This window comes from Kribbella qitaiheensis, assembly GCF_014217565.1.
GTDB classification, from domain to species: Bacteria; Actinomycetota; Actinomycetes; order Propionibacteriales; family Kribbellaceae; genus Kribbella; species Kribbella qitaiheensis_A.
Genome location: NZ_CP043661.1, coordinates 6,582,930 through 6,607,907, shown reverse-complemented (window position 1 = coordinate 6,607,907; position 24,978 = coordinate 6,582,930). Strand labels below are relative to the sequence as shown.

General features: G+C 67.4%; 23 protein-coding genes, 2 tRNA genes and 2 pseudogenes. 7 read left to right on the top strand and 20 right to left on the bottom strand.

All coding sequences use genetic code 11. The features are described 5' to 3' along the window. Nucleotides 1-145: 145 nt before the first annotated feature. Nucleotides 146-1,882, bottom strand: a complete 1,737-nt coding sequence (locus F1D05_RS31450) for a hypothetical protein (protein WP_185444002.1) — start codon at nucleotides 1,880-1,882, stop codon at nucleotides 146-148. A gap of 130 nt (nucleotides 1,883-2,012) precedes the next feature. Here F1D05_RS31450 and F1D05_RS31445 point away from each other — a divergent pair, with 130 nt between their 5' ends. Further along, nucleotides 2,013-2,654 carry a hypothetical protein gene (locus F1D05_RS31445; protein ID WP_246486117.1) on the top strand — a complete coding sequence of 214 codons (642 nt, stop codon included), beginning with the start codon at nucleotides 2,013-2,015 and terminating at the stop codon, nucleotides 2,652-2,654. A gap of 274 nt (nucleotides 2,655-2,928) precedes the next feature. On the opposite strand, the gene F1D05_RS31440 is transcribed toward F1D05_RS31445, so the two are convergent. From F1D05_RS31440 to F1D05_RS31410, 7 genes and pseudogenes are all read right to left on the bottom strand, one after another. Beyond that, on the bottom strand, nucleotides 2,929-3,447 hold the full coding sequence (locus tag F1D05_RS31440) for an SRPBCC family protein (RefSeq protein ID WP_185444001.1): 519 nt from the start codon (nucleotides 3,445-3,447) through the stop codon (nucleotides 2,929-2,931). Further along, the gene (locus tag F1D05_RS31435; RefSeq protein WP_185444000.1) at nucleotides 3,444-3,770 is read right to left on the bottom strand and encodes an ArsR/SmtB family transcription factor; all 327 of its coding nucleotides are present in this window, start codon (nucleotides 3,768-3,770) and stop codon (nucleotides 3,444-3,446) included. Before F1D05_RS31435 ends, F1D05_RS31440 begins: the two co-directional genes overlap by 4 nt. A 132-nt stretch (nucleotides 3,771-3,902) precedes the next feature. Beyond that, nucleotides 3,903-5,198, bottom strand: coding sequence for an ATP-dependent Clp protease ATP-binding subunit ClpX (gene clpX / locus F1D05_RS31430; RefSeq protein ID WP_185443999.1), 1,296 nt, complete (start codon nucleotides 5,196-5,198; stop codon nucleotides 3,903-3,905). Nucleotides 5,199-5,374: 176 nt separating this feature from the next. Next, a pseudogene (locus F1D05_RS31425) lies at nucleotides 5,375-5,987 on the bottom strand (ATP-dependent Clp protease proteolytic subunit). Between the two features lie 28 nt (nucleotides 5,988-6,015). Then, the gene (locus F1D05_RS31420; RefSeq protein ID WP_206685909.1) at nucleotides 6,016-6,639 is read right to left on the bottom strand and encodes a ClpP family protease; all 624 of its coding nucleotides are present in this window, start codon (nucleotides 6,637-6,639) and stop codon (nucleotides 6,016-6,018) included. Nucleotides 6,640-6,871: 232 nt separating this feature from the next. Next, nucleotides 6,872-8,263 carry a trigger factor gene (gene tig, locus F1D05_RS31415; protein WP_185443998.1) on the bottom strand — a complete coding sequence of 464 codons (1,392 nt, stop codon included), beginning with the start codon at nucleotides 8,261-8,263 and terminating at the stop codon, nucleotides 6,872-6,874. Between the two features lie 77 nt (nucleotides 8,264-8,340). Next, nucleotides 8,341-8,413 (bottom strand) — tRNA-Pro (locus tag F1D05_RS31410). A gap of 123 nt (nucleotides 8,414-8,536) precedes the next feature. On the opposite strand from F1D05_RS31410, the gene F1D05_RS31405 reads away from it, so the two are divergent. Then, a tRNA-Gly gene (locus F1D05_RS31405) sits at nucleotides 8,537-8,607 on the top strand. 154 nt (nucleotides 8,608-8,761) lie between these two features. Here the strand turns inward: F1D05_RS31405 and F1D05_RS43250 are convergent. The 6 genes from F1D05_RS43250 to F1D05_RS31375 form a co-directional block, all read right to left on the bottom strand. Continuing rightward, nucleotides 8,762-9,085 (bottom strand): tyrosine-type recombinase/integrase, encoded by a 324-nt coding sequence (locus F1D05_RS43250; protein WP_185443997.1) that lies wholly within the window; start codon nucleotides 9,083-9,085, stop codon nucleotides 8,762-8,764. Nucleotides 9,086-9,178: 93 nt separating this feature from the next. Then, nucleotides 9,179-9,679, bottom strand: a complete 501-nt coding sequence (locus F1D05_RS31395; protein WP_185443996.1) for a GNAT family N-acetyltransferase — start codon at nucleotides 9,677-9,679, stop codon at nucleotides 9,179-9,181. Then, entirely contained in the window at nucleotides 9,676-10,401 is a 726-nt protein-coding gene (locus tag F1D05_RS31390) for a transporter substrate-binding domain-containing protein (RefSeq protein ID WP_185443995.1), read from the bottom strand. The genes F1D05_RS31395 and F1D05_RS31390 overlap by 4 nt, the downstream gene beginning before the upstream one ends. A 27-nt stretch (nucleotides 10,402-10,428) precedes the next feature. After that, nucleotides 10,429-11,667: an MFS transporter gene (locus tag F1D05_RS31385; RefSeq protein WP_185443994.1), complete on the bottom strand. Its 1,239-nt coding sequence runs from the start codon at nucleotides 11,665-11,667 to the stop codon at nucleotides 10,429-10,431. 83 nt (nucleotides 11,668-11,750) lie between these two features. After that, nucleotides 11,751-13,523, bottom strand: a complete 1,773-nt coding sequence (locus F1D05_RS31380; RefSeq protein ID WP_185443993.1) for a vWA domain-containing protein — start codon at nucleotides 13,521-13,523, stop codon at nucleotides 11,751-11,753. Nucleotides 13,524-13,527: 4 nt separating this feature from the next. Next, nucleotides 13,528-14,589, bottom strand: coding sequence for an AAA family ATPase (locus F1D05_RS31375; protein ID WP_185443992.1), 1,062 nt, complete (start codon nucleotides 14,587-14,589; stop codon nucleotides 13,528-13,530). 429 nt (nucleotides 14,590-15,018) lie between these two features. On the opposite strand from F1D05_RS31375, the gene F1D05_RS31370 reads away from it, so the two are divergent. The 3 genes and pseudogenes from F1D05_RS31370 to F1D05_RS41270 all read left to right on the top strand — a co-directional run bounded on the left by F1D05_RS31370 (nucleotide 15,019) and on the right by F1D05_RS41270 (nucleotide 18,537). Next, complete coding sequence (locus F1D05_RS31370) at nucleotides 15,019-16,683, top strand: ABC transporter ATP-binding protein (RefSeq protein WP_246486116.1); 1,665 nt, start codon at nucleotides 15,019-15,021, stop codon at nucleotides 16,681-16,683. Then, nucleotides 16,680-18,218, top strand: a pseudogene (locus F1D05_RS31365) (ABC transporter ATP-binding protein); the annotation flags it as partial. The gene F1D05_RS31370 and the pseudogene F1D05_RS31365, both read left to right, overlap by 4 nt. A gap of 64 nt (nucleotides 18,219-18,282) precedes the next feature. Continuing rightward, nucleotides 18,283-18,537: a hypothetical protein gene (locus tag F1D05_RS41270; protein WP_246486115.1), complete on the top strand. Its 255-nt coding sequence runs from the start codon at nucleotides 18,283-18,285 to the stop codon at nucleotides 18,535-18,537. A gap of 51 nt (nucleotides 18,538-18,588) precedes the next feature. Here the strand turns inward: F1D05_RS41270 and F1D05_RS31360 are convergent, their stop codons facing one another. Continuing rightward, nucleotides 18,589-19,536, bottom strand: a complete 948-nt coding sequence (locus F1D05_RS31360; protein WP_185443990.1) for a Gfo/Idh/MocA family protein — start codon at nucleotides 19,534-19,536, stop codon at nucleotides 18,589-18,591. Between the two features lie 50 nt (nucleotides 19,537-19,586). On the opposite strand from F1D05_RS31360, the gene F1D05_RS31355 reads away from it, so the two are divergent. Together F1D05_RS31355 and F1D05_RS31350 are read left to right on the top strand one after the other, a co-directional pair. Then, nucleotides 19,587-20,507, top strand: coding sequence for a LysR family transcriptional regulator (locus F1D05_RS31355; protein WP_246486114.1), 921 nt, complete (start codon nucleotides 19,587-19,589; stop codon nucleotides 20,505-20,507). Nucleotides 20,508-20,540: 33 nt separating this feature from the next. Further along, entirely contained in the window at nucleotides 20,541-21,737 is a 1,197-nt protein-coding gene (locus F1D05_RS31350) for an AAA family ATPase (protein ID WP_185443989.1), read from the top strand. Here F1D05_RS31350 and F1D05_RS31345 read toward each other — a convergent pair. The 5 genes from F1D05_RS31345 to F1D05_RS31325 form a co-directional block, all read right to left on the bottom strand. After that, a complete protein-coding gene (locus F1D05_RS31345) occupies nucleotides 21,734-22,603 on the bottom strand; it encodes a hypothetical protein (RefSeq protein ID WP_185443988.1) in 870 nt (289 codons plus the stop codon). The genes F1D05_RS31350 and F1D05_RS31345 overlap by 4 nt on opposite strands. Continuing rightward, the gene (locus F1D05_RS31340; protein WP_185443987.1) at nucleotides 22,604-23,335 is read right to left on the bottom strand and encodes a CDP-alcohol phosphatidyltransferase family protein; all 732 of its coding nucleotides are present in this window, start codon (nucleotides 23,333-23,335) and stop codon (nucleotides 22,604-22,606) included. 129 nt (nucleotides 23,336-23,464) lie between these two features. Next, nucleotides 23,465-23,902 (bottom strand): nitroreductase family deazaflavin-dependent oxidoreductase, encoded by a 438-nt coding sequence (locus tag F1D05_RS31335; protein WP_185443986.1) that lies wholly within the window; start codon nucleotides 23,900-23,902, stop codon nucleotides 23,465-23,467. Between the two features lie 54 nt (nucleotides 23,903-23,956). Then, nucleotides 23,957-24,394, bottom strand: coding sequence for a nitroreductase family deazaflavin-dependent oxidoreductase (locus F1D05_RS31330; RefSeq protein WP_185443985.1), 438 nt, complete (start codon nucleotides 24,392-24,394; stop codon nucleotides 23,957-23,959). Nucleotides 24,395-24,495: 101 nt separating this feature from the next. Next, the gene (locus F1D05_RS31325) at nucleotides 24,496-24,951 is read right to left on the bottom strand and encodes a hypothetical protein (RefSeq protein WP_246486113.1); all 456 of its coding nucleotides are present in this window, start codon (nucleotides 24,949-24,951) and stop codon (nucleotides 24,496-24,498) included. Between the last annotated feature and the right edge of the window lie 27 nt (nucleotides 24,952-24,978).

The window sequence follows — 24,978 nt, the reverse complement described above, 5'->3', positions numbered from 1 at the left end:
CCGCAGCACTCTGACCGCAGCACTCGACTGCGGCTTGCTGACTGCTGCTCCTGGGTGCGCCCTCTGGGCGGCCTGTTCCATCGGCTGTAGACACTTGTAGCGCCCGCTTCTCCGGAGGCGGGCGCTACTGCTATGAACCGAACAGCTACGCTGCGGGACCAGTTTGTCCCGATGTGAAACCATCGGGCTGACACCGGCTAGACCGTGACTTGTCCCGAGGAGCATGCCTGATGAGCGACCCGAACACCCCGGCCGAATCGGACCGCCCCACCCCGGCGTCCGACACCCCGCCCGAGGTCGCTCCGGCCAAGAAAGCCGCGGCCAAAAAAGCCGCCACCCCCCGCAAACGCGCGCCCCGAAAACCCGCCGCCACCAAGTCGGCGGCCAGCTCCACAGAACCCCGCAAACGCACCACCAAGAAGGCCGCACCCCCCACCCCACCGCCTTCCGAAGAACTCCCCTTCGCCACCCCCACCCGCGACGCGAAGGCAACCCCACCTCCCCCCACCACCTCCAAGTCCCCCACCCCCAGCGGTGCGAGCGACCAGCCGCCGACCCGCCCCCAACAAACCCCCCTGCCACCCCAAACCCCCCTCCCCAAACAAACCCCTCTACCGCCCCAAACCCCACTCCCCACCCAAACCCCACTCCGCCCAAACACCCCCACCGCACCCACGTCGCCCTCCACGGACAGCGGCACCAGCAGCACCGCCGCGGTCCCGCCGCCAGCAACCCCCAGCGCCAACACACCAGGCTCAACAACCGCAGGTGCCCCGAGCAGCGCCGCCCGCCCAACCTCGGCCACTCCCAGCAGCACCACACCTGCCTCGACCTCGAGTTCACCCAGCACTGCCGCGAACTCATCCCCGGCAGCCTCCGGCGCAACTGCGCCGGGCACTCCGGGTAGTGGCACCGGCAGCACCACGCCGCGACCGGCGGCGAGCGGCAGCACCACTGCCTCGACCCCAGGTACGCCCAACACTTCTGCGAGCCCCTCCCCGGCAGCCCCGAGCGCAACCACGCCAAGCTCGACAGGTGCGACGGGCTCGACAAGCCGAGGCTCTGGCAGCACGACGCCGCCGCCGGCTTCCAGCGACAGCCGGGCGGGCTCGTCTCCCGCGACCCCGAGCGCCACCACGCCCGCACCGGCGACGGAGGCTTCCGGCGGTCCGAGTCTGGGCTCCAGCGCAGCCGCAGCCAGCACCGCGCGCTCCACCCCGCGAACCCCCAGCAGCACGCCAGGCACGACTCCGGACGGTCCGTCCACCACCTCTCCCCGCCCAACCTCGCCGCCACCGATTGAGACCACCCCCAGCTCGTCTGCTGGCCCTGCCAGCGGCACCACGCCAGGCACAACCCCGCGTACGCCCAGCACCTCCGCGCCAAGCACGAGCGCCGGCCCCGCGACCACCGCGGCAAGCTCAACCACGCGCACTCCCAGCGGCACCGCACCGGCGGGGAGCGCCGGGACCACACCCAGCTCAAGCGCAGACGCGACCAGCACGACAGTCGGCTCAACCACCGTCACACCCGGCGGCATCGCGCCAGGTACTAGCGCACGCACATCGAGCAGCACCACACCCGGCTCGGGCGCAGGCGCCAGCGGCAGCGGCAGCGGCAGCGGCAGCGGCAGCGCTTCAACTACCGCGGCGCCCGGCAGCACCGCGACAGGTACTGGTGCACGCACACCGAGCAGCACCACACCAACCTCGGGCGGCAGCACAGTAGGTTCAATTGCCGCGGCGGTCGGCGGCATCGCGCCGGGTGCGAGCGCACGGACGCCGAGCAGCAGCACGCCTGGCTCGGGGGCAGGTGCCGCCAGCAAGACGGCCAGCTCAACCAGCTCGGCGCCCGGCGGCATCGCGGCAGCTGGTGGTTCCACGCCGCGGTCGGGTGCGAGCGGCGCGGGTGCGGCTGCAGGAGCGGCTGGTGTGGCGGCGGCTGGTGGAGTACCTGGTGCAGGGGCTGCCGGTGGAGCAGTTGGTGCACGGGCGAGTGGCGGAGCAGCTGGTGTGGGTGCCGGTGGGGTGCCGGGTGGGAAGGCGCCTGCCGAGGGCAGTGGGGGGAAGGGGAAGAAGAAAGAGAAGAAGAAGGTGCAGTTGCGGAGAAATCCGTGGGTGACTGTGGGTGGCGTGGTTGTGGTGTTGTTGCTGTTGGCCGGGTTCGGGTACTTCGGTGGGCTTGGGCCGCTCAGCCGGTTGAATACCGCCCGCGGAATCAACCCGCCGGCGAAGTTGGCTGGGCTTGATCGGATCACCGATCAGGACGTTCGCGGTCAACTGCAGTTGGATCAGACTCGCGAGGCGTTGAGCCGGATCAACGATGGCAAGCAGGTGACGGTCGAGGCATACGGGAACCTCGACGGCAAGCGGATGTTCATCCTGATCGCGCTGCGCGGCAAGGTCAACATCGACAAGACGATCAAGGATTCGGGCGCGACACCCGACAAGGTGAAGGTCGCGGGCAAGTCCACCTGTGTGGAATCGATCGACAACCTGCCGACCCAGTGCTACCGAGGCTCTAACACCCTGACGATCATCGCCCAGGCCCGCGAACGACGGAGTAGCAGTCGACGATGTCGCCGCAGTCTCCGACGACGCCTTCGACGCAATGAAGTAGGCCCAGCAGCAGCTGACCTCAGCCCGGCCAGGTAGGCCGTGACCATCGAGGGGCCGCAGAACTACTCCCCCGATCGTCGTGTGTCCCCAGCCGTTCAACGTCACCATTCGCGCAACCGGGAACATGTCGGCGTACGGGCGGTCGCCTCACGCCGCTACAACCCCGCCGCCGAACCGGGCCGAGAAGGCGCATATGCCTACGCCTACCCAAGCGACCCCAACCTGCCGGAATGTTGCCCTCAGCAACTTTCGCTGAACCTTCCCGAGTTCGAGGCAACGGCCGGCGGATACAGGAGATCAAGCCCAGGGCTTAGAGGACGTCGGCGGCCAATTGCCGATAGGCTGGGTGGAGTTCTTGCCATCGCGCTCGCGCGTCGCAGCGATCCCGCCCCGCGAGGTAGGCGGCGAGATCTTCGATGTGGACTTGATCTCCGGCCCCGTAGGCGGCGATCTGCTGTAGGGGCAAGCCGCGGTCCTCGATGACCAGGATGGTCTGGTCACCGTCGCCGGTCAGCGTCGCTTCGATGACGCCGTCCGGTTCGTCGGGAGATTTGGTCAGAATCAGTAGCCGGTGCGGGGGCTCGCACACTTCCACCCGGCCGATGCCTTCCCACCCGCTGGCGAAGTAGTGGGCGCGGAACTCACCGCCCAGCCGCAGATCGCCGTCAACCTCGCCGAGCCAGCGAGCGAGCCGGTCGGGATCGGTGAGAGCTGACCACAGGTCGTCCAGGTCAGTGTCGAACCGGTCCTCAAGACGGACGATGCCCTTCCCGTCCGCTGCTCGCAGCGTGCCCAAGGTCCGCACGCCGCCAGGCGTGTTGGTGGTCATTTGGTGCTCCTTCGCTCACGCTTGCCGCGTGCGATCTCGGTGTGCAGGGCATCCAGACGCTGTTCCCACAGCATCAGGTGACGATTCAGCCACTCGTTGATCTCGCCGAGCGGTTGCGGGCGGAGGGTGTAGACCCGCCGTTGCGATTCTTGGCGCACGTCGACCAGACCTGCTTCCCGCAGCACGCGCAGGTGCCGCGAGACGCCCGGCCGGGCAATCGGCAGGAGAGCTGCCAGCTCACCTGCGGTCGCCGGACCGGCAACCAAGGTCTCCAGGATCGTCCGTCGGCTGTCGTCCGCGAGGGCTCTGAGAGCGGCTTCCATCTTGCATTTGTACCAAGCTGGTTACGTACCCGTCAAGCTACATACCTGGACGTCGCGTCCCGACGGTCCGCACAACGAGAAGGAGGCCGGGGTTCGCTTTTCAGCGGACTCCGGCCTCCTTGTGAGAGTGGGTCAGGCGGTCTTTTCGCGCCGTTCGCGTTTGCGTTCGATCTGGTCGCGGGGGATCAGCGTCGGGTTGACGTTCTCCAGGACGACCTCGCCGGTGACTACGACCTTGGCGACGTCTTCACGGCTGGGCACCTCGTACATCACGTTGAGGAGCACCTCCTCCATGATGGCGCGCAGGCCGCGGGCGCCGGTGCCCCGCAGCAGTGCCTGGTCGGCGATCGCCTCGACCGCGTCCTCGCTGAACTCCAGCTCGACGTTGTCGATCTCGAACAGCCGCCGGTACTGCTTGACCAGGGCGTTCTTCGGCTCCGACAGGATCTGGATCAGCGCGCCCCGGTCCAGCGGGGACACGGTGGTGATGACCGGGAGCCGGCCGATGAACTCGGGGATCAGGCCGAACTTGAGCAGATCCTCCGGCATCACGTCGGCGTACGTTCCGGCCTCGCGCGGCTTCTCGGTCTCGCGCGACATGCTGAAGCCGAGGGTCTTCTTGCCGACCCGCTGCTCGACCATGTGGTCCAGCCCGGCGAACGCGCCCCCGACGATGAACAGCACGTTGGTGGTGTCGATCTGGATGAACTCCTGGTGCGGGTGCTTGCGGCCGCCCTGCGGCGGGACGCTGGCCGTCGTACCTTCCAGGATCTTCAGCAGGGCCTGCTGGACACCTTCGCCGGAGACATCGCGGGTGATCGACGGGTTCTCGCTCTTGCGGGCGATCTTGTCGACCTCGTCGATGTAGATGATGCCGGTCTCGGCCTTCTTGACGTCGTAGTCAGCGGCCTGGATCAGCTTCAGCAGGATGTTCTCGACGTCTTCGCCGACATAGCCGGCCTCGGTCAGCGCGGTGGCGTCGGCGATCGCGAACGGAACGTTCAGCATCCGCGCCAGCGTCTGGGCCAGGTAGGTCTTGCCACACCCGGTCGGGCCGATCAGCAGGATGTTCGACTTCGCCAGCTCGACCGCCTCGTCCTTGGCGTGCCGGCCCGCGGTCGAGGACGCCTGCCCGTCGCGAACCCGCTTGTAGTGGTTGTAGACAGCCACCGCGAGGGCTTTCTTCGCCACGTCCTGTCCGACGACGTACGCATTGAGGAAGTCGTAGATCTCGCGGGGCTTGGGCAGCTCCGTGAGGCCGACCTCGGAGCCCTCGTTCAGCTCCTCCTCGATGATCTCGTTACAGAGATCGATGCACTCGTCGCAGATGTAGACGCCGGGACCGGCGATGAGCTTCTTGACCTGCTTCTGGCTCTTCCCGCAGAACGAGCACTTGAGCAAGTCGCCGCCGTCACCTATGCGTGCCACCGGGACAGATCCCTTCTCTCACTAGCTGAGGCCGGCCGAGCCGAGTTCGTCTCGAACCTAGATTCCGACCGTACCGCGCCTGGAGTCCGAACGCCGCCCTCTCCCACGCGTCGTGACTACGCCTGTGGCGAACGTCCAGGGCCTCCAGGCGGCGGTACTACCGGAATACCGGAATTTCAGGCGCCGATCGCGACCGGCGTCTTGCGCGACTCCAGGACGGAGTCGATCAGGCCGTACTCGACGGCCTGCTCAGCGGTGAGGAACTTGTCCCGCTCGATGTCACGGGAGACCTCTTCCAGCGACTTTCCGCTGGCGTCGGCGAGCATCTTCTCCAGCAGCGCCCGCAACCGCAGGATCTCGTTCGCCTGGATCTCGATGTCGCTCGACTGGCCGTAGGTGCCCTCGGTGGCCGGCTGGTGGATGATGATCCGGCTGTTCGGCAGCGCCATCCGCTTACCCGGCGTACCGGCCCGCGAGCAGCACCGCGGCGGCGGAGGCCGCCTGACCGAGGCAGACCGTCTGGACGTCGGCCTTGATGTAACGGATCGTGTCGTAGATCGCCGTCAGCGCCGTGAAGGAACCACCGGGCGAGTTGATGTAGATGCTGATGTCGCGGTCGGGGTCCATCGACTCCAGGCAGAGCAGCTGCGCCATCACGGCGTTCGCGATCTCGTCCGAGATCGGCGTACCGAGGAAGATGGTGCGCTCCTCGAACAGCTTCGTGTAGGGGTCGACGCGGCGCATGCCGTACGACGTGCGCTCCTCCCACTGCGGGATGAAGTAGTTCATGCTCGTGTCCTTACTACAGAGTGGGAGATCAGGAGTTCGGGCTGCCGGTGCTCAGCTGAGCAGCACTCGCCACGACGTGGTCGATGAAGCCGTAGTCCTTCGCCTGGTCAGCGGTGAACCAGCGGTCGCGGTCGGCGTCGGTCTCGACCTGCTCGAGTGCCTGACCGGTGTGCTCGGCGATCAGCTTGAACAGCTGCGCCTTGATGTGCAGCGACTGCTGGGCCTGGATCTTGATGTCGGAGGCCGTTCCACCCATCCCGCCGGACGGCTGGTGCATCATGATCCGCGCGTGCGGGAGGGCGAACCGCTTGTCCTTCGCGCCGGCGCAGAGCAGGAACTGCCCCATCGACGCGGCGAGGCCCATCCCGACCGTGGCGACATCGTTGGAGATCCACTGCATGGTGTCGTAGATCGCCATGCCGGAGTCCACCGAGCCACCCGGCGAGTTGATGTACAGCCAGATGTCCTTGTTGGGGTCCTCGGCGTTGAGGAGCAGCATCTGAGCGCAGATAGCGTTCGCGTTGTCGTCGCGAACCTCGGACCCCAAGAAGATGATCCGGTTGCTCAGCAGGCGCTGGTAGATGTGGTCGTCGAGTCCGCCGGATCCGTTGCCGCCCGCGGCGGTGGGGCTGGCTGCAAATGTCTCGTTCACGAAGCCGACATTACTGGTCGGCGTCGACAGACCGGAGGCCGGTCGGCAAGTGTTCGCTCACGGCGCACTGTGTCTGCTCTGAGCGAATCCCTGCCGGTACTGCGCGGGGGCGGCGCCACGGGCCGCCCGCTGCGACGTGCGGCAGGGCAGCGCACCGGAGTACGGGGTGGTTCTGGCATGCGAACGGCCCGGATCCGCTGGGGCTCCGGGCCGGTCGGTTGTTACTGGAGCGTCAGGCCTTCGCGGGCTCTTCCACCGGGGTCTCGTCGGCAGCGGACTCGTCGGCAGCGTCGTCGGCGTACGTACCGTCCGGCTGCAGGGTCTTCAGCTCGACCTCGTTGCCGGAGGCGTCGGTGACCTTGGCGTTCTCGACCAGGTGGGCGAGCGCCTTGCCGCGGACGACCTCGGACACCAGGCTCGGGACCAGGTTGTTCTCGACGGCGTGCTGGGCGAACTGGTCCGGGCTGACGCCGGAACGCTGCGCGTGCCGGACGATGTGCTCGGTCAGCTCCTGGTCGTTGACGCTCAGCTCCTGCTGCTCGGCGACCAGGTCGAGCACGAACTGGGCCTTGATCGCGTCCTCCGAACGCTTCTTCAGGTCCTCGTCGAACTCTTCCTCGGTCTGCTCCTCGCCCTCGAGGAACTGCGCGAAGGTCATCCCGGAGTAGCCGAGCTGCTGCTCGAGGTTCTCCCGGCGGGCCGCCAGCTCGTCGGTCAGCAGGCCCTCGGGGACCGGCACCTCGACCAGGGTGAGGATCTTCTCGAGCACCGCGTCGCGGGCGTCGCCGGCCTGCTCGAGGCGCTTGCCACGCTCCAGCCGGGTGCGGACGTCGGCGGTCAGCTCCTCGGCGGTGTCGAACTCCGACGCCGTCTGCGCGAAGTCGTCGTCGAACGCCGGCAGCTCCTGCTCCTTGACCGCGGTCACCTTGACCTCGACCTGGACGTCCTCGCCCTTGAGCTCGCCACCGACCAGCTGGGTGGTGAAGGTCGCGGACTCGTCGGCGGACAGGCCGATCACGGCCTCGTCGAGACCGTCGAGGAGCTGGCCGCTGCCGACCTGGTACGACAGGCCGGTGGCCTGCGCCTCCTCGATCTTCTCACCGTCCTTGGTGGCGGACAGGTCGATCGTGATGAAGTCGTTGTCGGCGACCGCGCGCTCGACCGGGTTCAGCGAACCGAACCGCTGCCGCAGCGCCTCGACCTGCTCGGTCACCTCGTCGTCACCGATCGCGATGTCCTCGACGCCGGCCTCGATGCCGTCCAGGTCCGGGAGGGTGATCTCCGGGCGGACCTCGACCTCGGCGGAGAACTGCAGGCTCTCCTTGTCGTTGAACTCGGTCACGTCGACCTCAGGCCGGCCGATCGCCTTGACCTGGTTGTCCTGGACAGCCTGCGAGTACAGCTTCGGCAGCGCGTCGTTGATCGCCTCTTCGAGCACCGGACCGCGGCCCACGCGCTGGTCGATGACCTGCGGCGGGATCTTGCCCTTGCGGAAGCCCGGGACGACGATCTGGCTACCGATGCTCTTGTACGCCGCGTCGAGGCTCGGCTTGAGCTCCTCGAACGGCACCTCGACGATGAGCTTGACCTTGGTCGGGCTCAAGGACTCGACGGTGCTCTTCACGGTGGCGGTTCTCCTTGGTTGGTGACGTTCACAGCCGTGGCCGGGCAGGCCACTCTGCACGGTGCTGCAGAGGTTTGTCGGGGCGACAGGACTCGAACCTGCGGTCTCCTGCTCCCAAAGCAGGCGCGCTAGCCACTACGCTACGCCCCGCAGTGACCGCACGAGTCTAGTGGACGCAACCCCTCAGCCCACAATCAGCCCCCATCGGGAACCGGTTTGAGACCTGCCCCGGCAATGTGGAATCATGTCCGTGCGCTCACCGAACGGGCGTACGCGGGTGTAGCTCAATGGTAGAGCCCCAGTCTTCCAAACTGACTACGCGAGTTCGATTCTCGTCACCCGCTCAACACCACGAAGGCCCCCAGCCACAGGGAATCTGCGGGTAGGGGCCTTCATTTCGTTCCGGTGTCGATCGGGCGTTGTGCCCTCCATGTGCCCTAACGAGTCGGTGCGGGGACTCCATCGGTCCCGTCGTCGTCCTCGCTGGCCGGGCTCCGCTCAGCACGCTCGTTCATCGGTCGCGTGCTGGTAGATCAGGGCAGCTCGCATCGTTGAGTGCCCCATCCGACCCATCAGCTTCTTGGTCGACGCCCCGCTCCGAGACGCGAGGTGGTTGCCGGTATGACGCAGGTCATGGAAGGTGAATCCCTTTGGCAGGCCCGCGTCCGCGACCACTTGGGGGAGTCGACCAACGAACGAATCTGCCGATGAGGGCTTCGTCGCTGTCGAGATCGCTATGGACCAACACGAGCACTGATTGCCCGTCCCACTCGATGGAATCGCACTCTCATGCCGCGATCCGCGCTTCAGACCATGGCACAAACTGACTACGCGAGTTCGATTCTCGTCACCCGCTCCAACTTGTACTACGAGAAGAAGAGCCGCCTCACGGCGGCTTTTTTTGTGCCGACCGCCTCAGCGGGGGAAGGTGAGGCGGTGTATTACGACTTCTACGTCTCTTACTGTTTCGGGGCGGTCGGGGGTGAAGCCCAGGCGTTCGGCGAGGCGGGTACTGGGGGTGTTGTGGGGGTTGATGACCGCGATGAGGTGGTCATCGGCGAGGTTGGTGGTGGCCCAGTCGATCCAGGCCCGGGCGCCTTCCTGGGCTATCCCGCGGCCTTGGGCTGCGCGGCTGAGGGCGTAGCCGAGTTCGGTTTCGTTCCACTCGGGCCAGAAGGACAAGCCGATCCGGCCGAGCAGTTCGCCGGTCTCTCGCCAGATGACCGCGCTCTGACTGTGACCGCGTTCGTCCCAGGCCCGCGCCCAGCGCTCGGTCTGCTCTCGGGTGGACTCGGGGGTCAATGACTCACCGCCGACATACCGCGCGACCTCAGGATCGGAGTACACGCTCCACAGGTCGACTGCGTGCTCCGGCCCCAACGGCACCAACCGAAGCCGCTCCGTCTCGAGAATCACTGGGCGGGTGGGGCGACTGTGGCGTCGGGGCGGTGGGAGGTTTGGAGGGAGGTGGCTATGAAGCCGGTCGATTTCAGGTCTTCGATCAGGGTGCGGAGGAACGTCACGGTTTCTGGGGAGCGGGATTTGGTGGTGCCGACGGCCTGCTGGATCTGCATGAAGCGGTCGGGGATCACGCGGAGGTCGGGGTTCGCGGCTACGTAGTCGGTGATGGGCTGGCGGATGCCTGCTGCCACCTCGAGGTTTTCGGTGCGGAAGGCGGTGGTGCCTTCGTCGCCCTGTACTACGGTCGCGTGTTGGAGGGTGCGAGAGAGGTAGAGGTCGTACGCCGATCCGCGCTTGACGCCGATTCGGATGCCGTCGGTGTCGACGTCGGCGACGCTGGTGAGGGCGGAGTCACGCGGTACGGCGTACACGGCTTCGATCACCACGTACGGCGCGGTGAAAGCCACTTCGGCCTCGCGGGCGGGGTCGATCGCGAGGAAGCAGATGTCCGCCTGGCCCGACGTCATCGCCTCGAAGGACTTACGCGCGGCGTCGAAGCAGATCAGCTCCAACCCGACGCCCAACCGCGCCACGATCTCGCGCGCGATGTCGACCGTCACGCCGGTCGGCGCCTCGGGGGTGCCTTGCGCCATGACCGGGTTCCCGAGGTTGATCGAGGCTCGCAGTACGCCGGCCGGGGCCAGATCCTTGACCACGTCATCACTCGCATTCGCCATACCGACGACCTTATAAGCACCCGTCGGTCATGACGTCAGCTTGGCAGGAAGGCCAACAAGACCGCGCAGCGGAGACCACGCAGCCACAGCCACGCCAGCAAGCATGCCCAGAGAGCTGAGGACAAGAGTCGGCCGTACGCCGAAGTGCGCAGCGGCTAGACCACCCATTACCGCTCCAACCGTTTGGCCGCCGATGACGAGGGTCCGCCAGGACGCGGTGACTTGCGCGAGGAGGTGGGCGGGCACGAGCGCTTGCCGGAGAGTGCGCTGCGGTACGCCGTACAAGGGCATCCCGGCGCCCGTAAGTAGCTGGGAGAGCAAGACCAAAGGCATCCAGCCGGCAGCAAGAGCGGCTCCGGCCAGCGAGGCCAGGAACTGGCCGCTGAGGTAGGCGCGACCTACGCCGAGCTTCCTGCTGTAGGACGGCGCCACCATCGTTGCAACGACTGACGAGACTCCACCGACTGTGATAGTGACGCCCACCAGCAGTGGCGGCCAGTGGAGGTCGCGGACGAGGTAGAGGACGACCAGCGGCGCCTGCGCAGCTCCCGCGATGGCAGCGATGGCGGCGGACAACGTGAGCGCCGACAGCACAGGATTACCGAACAGTTCGCGCAGTCCTTCCAACAGGTGGTACCGCCGACCAACTACAACCGGCCGAGCAGGCTCCTTGATGAGGAACGACGCCACAGCAGAGACCACGAACGACATGGCATCTACTGCGATCGCAAACGGCGCACTCGCCACCTGTGCCAGCACACCTGCGACAGATGGACCAGTAGTGGAGGCGACAGTCTGGGTCAGCATCGACGCGCTGTTCGCCTGCATCAGGTCGTCACGGGGAACCAGAGCCGGCAGCAGCGTCATCGAGGCTGTGTCGGAAAGCAACGTCAGTACGCCGGCAAGCACAGCCACGACGTACAGGTGCTCCATCCGCAGCAACCCGACAGCGGACAGCACCGGGATCGCCCCGAGCAGCAGAGCGCGGCCGAGGTCGGCAACGATCATCACTCGCCGACGAGAGAGCCGGTTCACCCAAACGCCCGCCGGCAGACCGAACACCAGGTGCGGCACGACAGTCAGTGCCGACAGCAACCCCATCTCGACCGGTGACGCACCCAGCGACACAACCGCGACGAGCGGCATCGCGACTGTTGTGATCGCACTACCCGATGCAGAGACCGCCTGGCCGACCCACAGCTTCAGGAAGTCGCGATTTCTCCACATCACTCGCATCCCCAGAACGTTCCAGCCGGCAAGGTTCATCAGCCAGCCTCGTTCACCGGCAGCGAAGCTTGTTCACCGTCGGCGCAAAACCTCAACCCCGCAAGGCGAAAGCCACCGGCTGGTCAGGACACCCGGAAGACCGGACCGCGAGGTGTGAACGGTAAAGAAGCCCCGGCCGGCATCAGCCAGGCGTGGTCCCGGCGTACCCGGACGACATCGCAATGGCCGTCCGTGATGATCAGGATCGGACCGTCCGCGGGGAAGTCGTCAGCACGCTCGAGCAGATCCACGCCCGGCTGCAGAACGGTCCCGCCGTGTCCACGCACCTGCACCGTCCCGGCCAGCGAGTCGACCGGCAGGTACCCCGCGTCGTACGCCACCGCATCGCAGTACACCACCCGTGCAGCCGGGACGTCCCGCGCCATCGAGTACGACGCGATCGCACCGAGCGCCTTGCCGAGCAGCACCGGATCCATCGAACCTGAGGTGTCCAGCACCACCCCGTACGTCGGAAGCTGCTCGCGCTCGACCGGGCGGATCCACCCGGGCCGCGGGATGTCGGGAGTGGACCCCTGACGACGGGAGGCGCGCGCGTACGTCCGCCGCGGAGTCACCGAAGGGACGAACTCCTCGAACCAGCGAGCCAGTTGCGCATCCCAGGCCAGCGGCGGATGGTCCAGCGCCCGGATCTCGGCTACAAGCCCAGCGGGCAGCAGCCCGCGCGAGGAGTCGTGGTACGCGAGCCCTGTGGTCAAAGCCCGCCGGTAGATGTCGTCAAGCCCAGCAGCACGCGCTGCTTCACCAGGGTGTGGCAGTGGCTCGCCCAGGACATCACCGAGCCCGACACCGCGCAGTGTCGCCAGCTTGCGGTAGCGGCGCAGGTCGGTGACGATCCGGTCGTACACCGCCTCGACAGACAGCCCTTTGAGCTCAGGATCGTGCAGAGCCCCGTCAGGCATCGCGCCGACGCCCATCTCCAGCAGCCAGCCGTTGATGACCAGGTCAGCAGCCACGTTCCACAGGTAGTGGTCCCGCCCGCCTACGCGCGCACCGTGGCGCAGGGCAGCGTGCAGCATCTCGTGTGCCATCACGAACCGCCACTCACTCGACGTCAGCGAGGCCAGCGGGTTCACGTAGATCTCCCCCGCCTCGGCGTTCACCGCCGCGACCCGGATGTCCCACTGCTGCGCCAGTGGCGTCGACGCGACCACCTTCATCGTCGCGGCCATTGCCCCCAGCAACGGGTATGACGAGACGAACCACCCCAGCGCCGTGTCCCACAAGGCAAGTGAACGCCCAGAGTCCGACAGCGACGAGCGCGCTCCACCAGCGACGTCGACAGCGGCTGTAGCGGCAGCAGACAGCCCGGCGGCGAACCGCTCTTCCCACTTAGGCGGATCGCCCCACCCGGCCCACTGCCGGATCAGCACATCAGCCTGACCCCCAGCCACCCCGCAGGCCGCGAACTCAGCCGGTACGCCGTCCCGCCGCCACCGGCGAGCCAGCACCTCCTCCGAGGTCCCGGGCAGCGCCAGTGGCACATCCACCACCGGTCGGCCGATCTTCAGCGACTGCAGGAACCGGTTCACCGCCACATCGCAGGCAGCGGCCGCCGCATGATCCGGTGCCGGCCAGGACCCGTGCCCCAGGCCCAGATGGATCAACAGATGAGCGAACACCCACGCCCACTCCTCCGGCGTACCGCGCCGGGTCTGATGCACCCGGATGTCGCCGACGGAGTCGATCGTCGCCCAGCCGTCCGAGGGAACCGACGAACTCCGGCTCGGCCCACCGCGCCCCATGGCAGCGAACAGCGGATGCATGGCAACGATCCGCCACCCGGTCTGGATCGCCTCCAGCGCCGGGTCCTTCTTCGACGCCGAACGCTTGGCCATGCGCCTAGGCCCGGGCGGCGACGAGCCGCGGCAGGTCGCGAGTCACCTCGACCAGGAACCACGACGGCAGTACTGCGTTGCCGTCGTCGTCGGTCGCGATCACGATCTGCGCGATCTCCAGCGAGATCTCCGCGAGCTGGACCAGCAGCGCCTTGCCCCGATGCGCCAGCAGCCGGGCCGCGGGACTCGCGGACGCCTTGTCCGCGGCCAACTCCTTCACCAGCCGCGCCCGGAAGGTCTCGGCCAGGAAATACAGCAGGTCCCGATCCTCGGCAGCGGCCGGCCAGCCCGCCTCGCCCTTGAGGATCGCGTCCAGCCCGAAGGCGTTCCGGACCGTCTTGACGAACGCCCGGAAGCTGGACGCGTGCCCGGCCGTCAAGGTGCCGAACGCAAGCACCCGGAGCGTCTCGTCCTCGATGCCGTCGCCGTACGAGTGCAGCGCGTCCGAGAGCATGTGCCAGCTCCGCGGCGACGAGAACGGCTCCTCGGTCTTCGGCGGCGCGATCCACAGGTGGTCCGGCCGGTTGCGCAGGTAGTCGAGCACCCAGGAGTGGATCCCAGCGCCGGCGGCCCAGCGCAGCCAGTCCGTCGCCGAGGCGCGCAGGTGGACGTGGACGAGACGGTTCACCAGTGCGCTCGCCATCGGCCGCGCCAGCGCGTTGTCGGTCGCGCGGTTCCCGGCCCCGATCACCACCGATCCGGCCGGCAGCTCGTACTCGCCGATCCGGCGGTCCAGGATCAGCGAATAGAACGCCTTCTGAACCTCTGCCGACGACGCGTTCAGCTCATCGAGGAACAGGCAGTACGGCTCGTCCCGGGCGATGCTCACCGGCGGCGCGAACCGGCTCCGGCCGTCGACGATCTGCGGTACGCCGATCAGGTCTTCGGGCGCGAGCTGGGTACCGAGCAGCGTCACGCACTCCAGCCCCAGCGAGTCGGCGAACGAACGCACCAGACTGCTCTTGCCGATCCCGGGCGCTCCCCACAGGAAGACCGGGCGGACGACGGCAACATGCAGCAACACCTCGGGCAACTGCTCGGGCGTCACCGTGATCGCAGCCTGCATCAGTTCCTTTCCAGCCGAAGGACGAGACATCCCAGCGTCCCGCACCCCGATCCCCGCTGTCACCCGAATAACCCGTGTCACGCATGGGTCACACCCCGGCAGCACTCATTGCGGATTGTGATGAGTGTGACCCCTGCCGCCGCGAGAGGAGACGATCCACCCATTGCAACTAGCGGCAAATGCTTCACCGGGGAATGGAATTCGGGGGACATCGGTTACCGATTGGGGGATACTTGAAATTGCGCCGTTTTCCGGTTGCAAGCCCCTTCCGTGCCGAGCATGTTGGGAAGTGCGCCCCTCCAGATGCCCTCTGAGCCACCTGTCAAAGCGCCGTCGATTGCTGCCCCTTCCAGCCGTAACCACCGGCGGAGTCAGAACCTCTGGCGACTCCGTCCCTACCTGCGCCCGCACCGCTGGCGCCTGCTGATCATGTTCACGACCGCCGTCCTCGGCGTGGGCGTCAGCCTGACCGTCCCGCTCGTCACGCGAGCCATCATCGACGGACCGGTCACCCGTCGTGAGATCGATCTGCTCCTCCCGCTGGCCCTGCTCGCTCTCGGCCTCAGCATCAGCGAAGTACTGCTGGTCTGGATGCGCCGCTGGGCGCAGTCCCGCGCGGTCAGCGACCTCGAGGCGACCCTCCGGCACGACCTGTACGTCCGGCTGCAGGCGCTCCCGATGGAGTTCCACAGCCGTTGGCAGAGCGGCCAGCTGCTCTCCCGGGTCACCTCCGACCTGTCGATCATTCGCCGGTTCATGGGCTTCGGCCTGCTGTTCCTGGTGATCAACATCCTGCAGCTGGTGGTCGTCACCATCCTGCTGCTGCGGCTCTACTGGCCGCTCGGCGTCGTCGTCCTGGTGGCCGCGGCACCGATCATCGTCGTGTCGCTGAAGTTCGAGAAGAAGTACCTGGCGATCTCCCGCCGGGTGCAGGACCAGCAGGGCGACCTGGCCACCCGGATCGAGGAGTCGGCGGTCGGCTTCCGGGTGATCAAGGCGTTCGGCCGCCGCGAGCACGTCAAGCAGCAGTTCGACGACGGCGCGGTGAAGCTCTACGAGACGTCGGTGGACAAGGTCCGGCTGGCGTCACGCTTCTGGACCTTCCTGGAAGTGATCCCGAACCTGACGCTGGTGATCGTGCTGCTGCTCGGCGCGCTCGCCGTCGGCCGGCACTCGATCACGCTGGGCACGCTGGTCGCCTTCATCACGCTGATGCTGTCGCTGATCTGGCCGGTCGAGTCGCTCGGCACGATCCTGGCGATGGCCCAGGAAGCGATGACGTCCGCGGACCGGATCAGCGAGATCCTGGACACCGAGTCCACCATCATCGACGGCCCGGACGAGCTGGTGCGCCCACGGGGGCACCTGCGGTTCGAGAACGTCAGCTTCCGGTTCAGCCCGGACTCGGCGGACGTACTGCACAACATCAACCTGGACCTGCCACCCGGTACGACGCTGGCCCTGGTCGGCGCCACCGGATCCGGCAAGACCACCCTGACCGCGCTGATCCCCCGCCTGTACGACGTGACCGGCGGACGGATCACGATCGACGGGCACGACGTACGGGACCTCACTCTCCGGTCTCTGCGCAGCGCGGTGGCGTCGGCCTTCGACGACCCGACGCTGTTCTCGATGAGCGCCCGGGAGAACATCTCGCTCGGCCGCCCGGACGCCAGCGAGGCGGATGTGCAGCAGGCGTTGGAGATCGCCCAGGCGACCTTCGCGAACGACCTGCCCTGGGGTCTGGACACCCGCGTCGGTGAGCAGGGCATGTCGCTGTCCGGCGGTCAGCGGCAGCGGCTGGCGCTGGCTCGTGCAGTGCTCGCGCGACCCGCAGTACTGGTGCTGGACGACACGCTGTCCGCGCTCGATGTCCACACCGAGGCTCTGGTCGAAGAGGCGCTGCGCAACGTGCTCGCCGAGACCACCGGCATCGTGGTGGCACACCGCGCGTCGACAGTGATGCTGGCGGATCAGGTCGCCCTGCTGCAGGACGGCACGATCACCCACGTCGGTACCCACAGCGAACTGCTCGCCACCGTGCCGGCGTACCGGACACTGCTGGCGGCCGAAGAGGAGGAGGTGCACGCATGACGACGACCCAGCAACCACCTCAGCCCACGGCCGAACGGCAGAACGACTCCTGGCGCGGGTACGCCGAAGAAGGCAACGACGAGTTGTCGAGGGCAACGACCGTGCGGCTGAAGGAACAGTCGCGCAAGTTGCTCGGCGAACTGCTGCGGCCGTACAAGAAGCTGATCTGGCTTCTGGTCGTGATCGTCGTGGTGGAGAACGCGGCCCGGCTGTCGGTGCCGTACCTGGTCCACCTCGGCATCGACAAGGGCATCCCGCCGATCCTGGCGGGAGAGGGCAACAAGACGCTCGTCACGATCGTCTTCGTGGTGCTGGCGTCCGCGCTGATCCAGGCGGGCGCCCGGCAGGTCTTCCTGATGCGGTCGGGCCGGCTCGGCCAGACGATCCTGCTCGGCCTGCGGCGGCGGGTGTTCGACCACTTCCAGCGGCTCAGCCCGTCGTTCCACGACAAGTACACGTCGGGGCGGGTGATCTCCCGGATGACCTCGGACGTGGATGTCATCGACGAGATGCTGGAGACCGGCTTCGACGGCCTGGTGACGGCACTGCTGACACTGGTCGGTACTGCGATTCTGCTGCTGACACTGGACGTGCGACTCGGGCTACTCGCGCTGCTGTCGTTCCCGGTGCTCTTCCTGCTGACCGCGTGGTTCCGCCGCCGGTCGTCGGTGGTCTACCGGCATACGCGCGAGGCCGTAGTACTGGTGATCGTGCACTTCGTCGAGTCGATGCAGGGCATCCGCGCAGTACAGGCGTTCCGGCGGGAGCCGCGCAACGAGGACATCTTCCACGGGGTCAACGACAAGTACCGCGAGGCGAACCTCGAGTCGTTCCGGATCAACGCGATCTTCATGCCGTCCATCAAGGGCGTCGGCAACATCACGATCGTCGCGATCCTGGCGTACGGCGGGTGGCAGGCCTACCACGGCCACGTCACCGTCGGCGTGCTGACGGCGTTCCTGCTCTACCTGCGGCAGTTCTTCGAGCCGCTGCAGGACATCTCGCAGTTCTACAACACGTTCCTGTCCGCGAGTGCCGCGCTGGAGAAGCTGTCCGGCGTACTCAACGAGAAGCCCGACGTCGCCGAGCCGGTCGAGCCGGCCCGGCCGAAGGGCGCGCGGGGTCACCTCGAACTGCGCAACGTGCAGTTCTCGTACGTCGACGGTGTGCCGATCCTGCCCGGACTCGACCTCGACGTACCGGCCGGGCAGACCCTTGCTCTGGTCGGTACGACGGGCGCGGGCAAGACCACGATCGCCAAGCTGGTGTCCAGGTTCTACGACCCGACCGGCGGGCACGTGCTGCTGGACGGGATCGACCTGCGGCAGCTGACCGAGGACGATCTGCGCACCCGGGTGGTGATGGTGACGCAGGAGAACTTCCTGTTCACCGGCTCGGTCGCGGACAACATCCGGTTCGGCAAGCCGACGGCGACGATGGACGAGATCGTCGACGCGGCCAAGGTGATCGGCGCGCACGAGTTCATCAGCAAGCTGCCGAACGGCTACGAGACCGCGGTCGAGAAGCGCGGCAACCGGCTGTCCGCGGGTCAGCGTCAGCTGGTCGCGTTCGCCCGGGCGTTCCTGGCGGACCCGGCCCGTGCTGATCCTGGACGAGGCGACCTCCAGCCTGGACATCCCGAGCGAGCGGCTGATCCAGCGCGCGCTCCGGACGATCCTGGCCGACCGCACCGCCATCGTCATCGCCCACCGGCTCTCCACCGTGGAAACGGCCGACCGGGTGATCGTCCTGGAACACGGCCACATCCTCGAGGACGGCTCCCCCACCGACCTCGTCACCACCGGCGGCAACTACGCCGGCCTCCACCAAGCCTGGGAAGACTCCCTGGCCTGACCCTGGCAACAGACGAGGCTCCTCTTCCCCAACCGGGGAGAGGGGCCTCGCTCATTCTGTGGCGTGGAAGGCTTCGACGACGCGCTGGACTCGTCGCCCACTGGCGAAGTCGGCGAGGTGGGGGGACGGGGCTCCGTGGATCAGGTGGGCGAAGAGGGACAGGCGGTTGTCCTCCGAGCCCTCCGTTCCGGACAGCTCGACGGGAACCCATTCGTTGCTGTCGGCCACGAAGAGGTCGCGCCAGTCGCGGAGTAGATAGGACTGGTTCGTGCCGCGCAGGATCCATTCGTAGGTCGTCGGTCCCGGCGACCCCGCCGAGCCGATCAGCTGGACCGGGACATCGCCCGCTCGCAGCAGCCCGTACGCCGTACTCTCGCCCGCGCCGCCGAAGCCCAGTTGCACGTGGACCGGTTCGAGCGGCCCGAGCAGCCGGTCGGTCAAGTAGGCGAAGTGTGAGAGCACCTCGCGGACGAAGCCGCCCTGCGCCCGGCCTGCCACCCACGTCGCGTCCGCCTGGAACGGTCGCGGCCAGACCGGGAAGTGCAACCGGATCTCGACGCCGAGGACGTCCCCGACCCGGCCGTCCGCCAGCGCCTGCTCGACGTACCGGGTGGCGAGCCGGTCGGACAGCGCGAAGTTGACCGCGGTCGGCCGCCCGGCGGACGCCACCGTCATCGCCTCCGCATCCGCCGCCGAGATCGCGAGCGGCTTCTCGCAGAACACCGCCTTCCCTCCTTCGAGAGCCGCTACTACGAGGCCCGCGTGCGTCGCGGGGGGCGTCGCGACGTACACCGCGTCGACATCCGCGTGGATCACGTCAGCAGGCGTCGTACTGAACCTCACCCCCGGGTGTTCGGCCCGCAACCGCGAGACCACCGAAGGGTCCAGATCCGCGGCGTGAGTAACGGCGTATTCAGGATGCCCGAGGCCGACTTCGAGGACGCGGCGGCCCATCGCCCCCAGGCCGACGATGCCGAGGCGGATCGGATCAGTGCTCATGTCCTCATCCTGCCGCTGATGCGATCATTCAGTCCATTTACATTTAGTGCATGGATAAGTTAAGCCACGACTTCATGGATGACCTGCGGCGGCTCCGTGTGCTGCGTGAATTCCGCGAGCGTGGCACGGTCACGGCGACAGCCGAGGCACTGCACCTGACCCCGTCCGCGGTGTCGCAGCAACTGGCCGGCCTCTCCCACGACCTCGGCTTCCCCGTGACGCACCGGACCGGCCGGCGGATCGCCCTGACACCTCGTGGCGAGGCCCTGCTCAACCATGCCGATGTGGTCTTCGCCCAGCTCGAACACGCCCGGCACGACCTGCAGACGTGGGACCGAACGCTCCGGGGCACGGTGACCATCGGCGCCTTCTCCACCGCGTTGACCGGGCTGCTGCCGACGGTCCTCGACACTTTGACCATCGAAGCACCGGAGCTCGTTGTCTCACTCCGGCAGGCGGAGCCGCCCACACTGTTCGACCAACTGGACGCGGGCCGGGTCGACCTCGCGATCGCGGTCAGCTTCGAGGGTTCGCCCACGATCGGCGATCCCCGCTATCACCGCGTCGAGCTCGGACCCGACATCCTGGACGTCGCCGTACCGGCCTCCCATCCCCATGCGAACAACCCGGCGATCGAGCTGCGCGACCTGGCCACCGACGCCTGGATCACGGGCAGCCCCGGCGGCTGCTGCGCCACCATCACCGCGACCGCCTGCGCGGCTGCGGGCTTCACCCCCGACGTACGGCATCAGGTCGACGACTGGCTCGCGGTGGCTCAACTCGTTGCGCACGGCCACGGAGTCACCCTGCTCCCCCGGCTGGCCCAGCGCGACCTCCCGGCGGACCTCGTACTGCGTCCGGTCGCCCGGCAGGAACCTCGTCGTCATTTGTTCGCCGCGATCCCGGCGGGCGCACAGGGCTCGCCTCTGCTGCGGACGGTTCTCGACCACCTGGCCGCAGCAGCCGGCTGAGTTCTGTCGGCGCCGGTCGGTACTTTGGCAGACATGCTCACCACGCTGGCCATCGAGAACTACCGCTCATTGCGGCGGCTGGTGGTGCCGTTGGGGCGGTTGAACGTGGTGACTGGGGCGAACGGGACTGGGAAGTCGAGTCTGTACAGGGCGCTCAGGTTGCTGGCTGATGCCTCGCGCAACGGAGCGATCGCGGCGTTGGCCAGGGAAGGTGGGTTGCCGTCGACCTTGTGGGCGGGGCCGGAGACTATTTCGAAGGCCGTTCGGCGGAGTGAGCAGCCTCTGCAAGGGACGGTGCGGTCGGGGCCGGTCAGTCTGCGGATGGGATACGCGTCCGAGGACTACGGGTACGCGATGGATTTCGGGCTGCCGCAACCGTCGCTCGGTGAGTTCAACCGGCCCTCGGCGTTCGGGCTCGATCCTGAGATCAAGCGGGAGGCACTCTGGGCGGGCCCGTTCCTGCGACCGGCGTCGCTGCTGGTCGAGCGTGGTGGCGGTGGCGTGCGGATCCGCGACGGCGACGGCAAGTGGCGTGACGGGGGGCATGTGCTGCAGTCGTTCGACAGCATGTTGAGCGAGTTCGCCGATCCGGAGCGGGCGCCGGAGTTGCTGACGCTGCGGGAGCGGATGCGGTCGTGGCGGTTCTACGACCATCTCCGGACCGACGCCGACGCGCCCGCGCGCCAGGTACAGATAGGGACCCGTACGACGATCCTCGGTCCCGAGGGCGCCGACGTCGCCGCCGCGCTCCAGACGATCCGCGAGATCGGCCCGCGGGGTGGATTGGACTACGCGATCGAGCAGGCGTTCCCCGGCAGCAAGGTCGAGATCCGCAACAACGCCGGCCGGTTCGAGATCGCCTTCCACCAGCACGGTCTGCTCCGCCCGTTGTCCGGTGCCGAGCTCCCCGACGGCACCCTCAGGTACCTGCTCTGGGTCGCCGCGCTGCTCACTCCGAGACCGCCGGCCCTGCTGGTCCTCAACGAACCCGAGACCAGCCTGCACCCGGATCTCCTGCCCGCGTTGGCCAATCTCGTCGTCACCGCGGCCAAGGACGCCCAGGCGATCGTCGTCACCCACTCAAGACCGTTCCTCGCGGCGCTCCAGGCCGGCGCCGACGAGACCGGTCTCGATCTGAGGACCACCGAGCTGGTGAAGTCCTTCGGCGAGACCACGATCGAAGGCCAGGGCCCCTTGGACGAACCACCCTGGAAATGGCCGAGTCGCTAGTGCACGTTCTCCGCGGGGACCTGCTCTTCGGGGTCTTTGACGCTTTCGAAGCGGACCAGGATGAGCGCGCCGATGGCAGTCACGACGAAGCCGCCGACAGCGCCGAGCGTCCAGCCCGAGCGGACCTTGTCGTCGAGCAGGAAGACACCGACAGCCGCCGGGGTGATCGTCTGCAACGCGATCATCGGAGTGGTCGCCAGGGTGACCGAGCCGCGCTGAAGAGCGAGCGAGTACAGGACGAAGGCGAGCGCACCACTGACCGGGAGCGTGTACGTCGTCGGGCCGCTGAGCAGGTCGCTCATCGAGCCGTCCTGCAACAGTCGCGCCGAGATCGCGACACCGGCGTACCCGAGACCAGCCAGCAGGCCGAGCCCCGCGGTCGCGATGCCGTGCTTGGAACGACTCAGCAATCCACCCAGTACTGCGATGCAGACCAGCCCGATGATCAACCCGACCGTCAGACCGTGGTGCTGGGCGCTGTCCCCCGCGTCACCGGCCGACACCGCGAGCAGGCCGAGTCCGACGCAGACACCGATCACCGCCGACCACTCGATCGCGCTCAACTGATCACTCATCAACCGGGTGGCCAACAGCGCGGTGACGACCAGGCTCGCCGCGATCCCCGCCTGGGCCAGGTAGAGCGGAAGCAGTCGCAGCGCGACGAAGTGCAGGCCGAAGCCGGCCAGGTTGAGCGCCAGCGCCCCGAGGAACGTGGGCTGCCTGAGCAGCGAACCGACGAAACCCGCCAGCCGTCGCGGGTCTAGCTCCGAATCGGTCGGCACCTTGCGGGAGCCGACCGCTTGCAGAATGGCCGCGATGCCGAAGAGCACCGCGGCTCCGAGCGCCGCGCCTAGTCCGGGTACCACTCAGACGGCCTTCGTCCGGCGCGGCACCCAGAAGGTCCGATACAGACTGAGCCCCGCGTAGTACACGAGATAGGCGAGCGAGATGCCGATCACGATCGAGTTCGGGTTCGGCATCTGGGTCAGCAGTACGGCGTACGCGGCGAGCCAGACCAGCGTGGTCAGCAGATTCATCGACCGGAACGCCTTGGTCCGCGACGGGTAGACGTACTTCACCGGGACGAAGACCAGGATCGAGCAGATCAGCAGGATCAGCGCGGTCGCCGTGTGGCCGAGGCCGAGGATCACCACGTAGAAGGCGACCACGTTCCAGTAGCTGGGGAAGCCGAGGAAGAAGTGGTCGTCGGTCTTCGCGTCGACCCGGCAGAACTGGTAACTCGAGGCAAGCAACGGCAGCGCGGCGAGCACCGCGCCGTACCAGCCGTGCGGCAGGTAGTTGCCGGTCCACAGCAAAACGATCGGCGCGAACGCGTACGTCAGGTAGTCGACGATGTTGTCGAGCATCGCGCCGTCGAACCAGGGGATGGTCTCCTTCACCCTGAGCCGGCGCGCGATCATGCCGTCGGTGCCGTCGATCCAGAGCGCGGCCAGGCCGAGCCAGAGCGCGCGGACGGCGTCGCCGTCGATCGCCGCGATCACGATGAGCAGCGCGAGCACCGTTCCGCTCGCTGTGTAGGCATGCAGTGCAAGTCCGGCCAGACGCAAGCGCGTCGACCCGACGAACGGTTCCCGCACCGCGTCGTGTGTGGTCAGGAGGGCTCCCAGAACTCGGTCGACGCAACGCGTCGTGCCAGGTCGACAAAAACCGGCCGCCGCCAGCGTCTCACAAGCGGGGTGCTCCTCCCGCCACCGCCTGCCAGTGTCTTACTGGACGGGCTCTAGGACGAACTGCGGGATCACGCGGGTGGTCTTCTTCTGGTACTCCGCGTAGGTCGGGAAGGCGGCGACGGATCGCTTCCACCAAAGGTCGTATTCCTCCCCCTCGATCTCGCGGGCGACGAACTGCTTGGTGGTGGTGCCGTCCAGCACCTCGACCTTCGGGTCGGCCTTGAGGTTGTTGTACCAGACGGGGTTCTTCGGGGCGCCGCCGAGCGACGCGACCGCGGCGTACACGCCGTCGTGCTCGACGCGCATCACCGGCACCTTGCGGATCTTGCCGGACTTGACGCCGCGCATGGTCATCAGGATGACGCTCATGCCGTCGAAGCCGGCCGACTCGGTGCTGCCGGTCTCCTCGATCTTCTCGACCGCACTGCGAACCCAGGTGGTCGGGCTGGGGGCGTACTCGTTTTCGGTTGACATGTCACCGATAGTACCGGTGACATGTCAACGGCACTGGAGCGTCTCCCTCACCGGTCAGTCGCCGGCGGGCTCCAGGACGAAGACCGGGATCAGCCGGTCGGTCTTGGTCTGGTAGTTGGCGTAGTCGGGCCACGCGTCGACGGATCGCTCCCACCAGACGTCGCGCTCCGCGCCCTCGAGCTCCCGGGCGACGAACTCGCGGGTGACCTCACCGTCCAGCAACTGAACCTTGGGGTCGGCCTTCAGGTTGAAGTACCAGACCGGGTGCTTCGGCGCGCCGCCGAGCGACGCCACCACGGCGTACACGCCGTCGTGCTCGACGCGCATCAACGGCACCTTGCGGATCTTGCCGGTCTTGGCGCCTCGCGTGGTCAGCAGCACGACACCCTTGCCGTGCGAGATCACCGCGGTCGTTCCCGCTTGCTCGATCTGCGCCACCATGTCCCGGACGAAAGGCGTCGGACTAGGGGCATATTCCGTTTCTGATGACATATCACCACCATAGGTTGACATGTCATCACAGGGAAGCCCCCGCGTGTCGCGCGGCCTCTGCACCAGAACCTGACCCGGGTGATCGCGGCCGCGGGGTCGGGCTAGAGCTGGTCGGGGCCGCATTCAGCCAGTTGGGCCGCGGTGGCGATCTTGCCCTCGATCCAGCGGCGGCGGAGGAAGTGGGCCTTGAGCAAGCGGTGGATGCCGTCGAGGACGACCAGGCGGCCGCGGTAGGCGACCAGGTTGATCGGGAAGTCGAGGTCGGCGTTCATCACCCGCTCGTAGTGGGCGCGGAAGTTCATCGGGGTGGCGGCGACCTGGTTCGGCGTCACCTTGAAACGCTCGCCGTTGAGCTGCCAGAGCGGCAGGTCGAGCATCCAGACCAGGTCGGCAACCTCGACCGGCTCCACTCGTACATCCAGGGCCAAGAGCTTGCCCAGCTGCCAGTGGGTCGGCGGGAACACCTCGCGCATCGACTCCGGCGTCATCGCCAGCAACTCGTCGAACGACACGTCCGGCGCACTCAGATCCGACTCGTCCACCCCATCAATCGCCACGACCGAGCACGCTACAGGCAAGGCGGG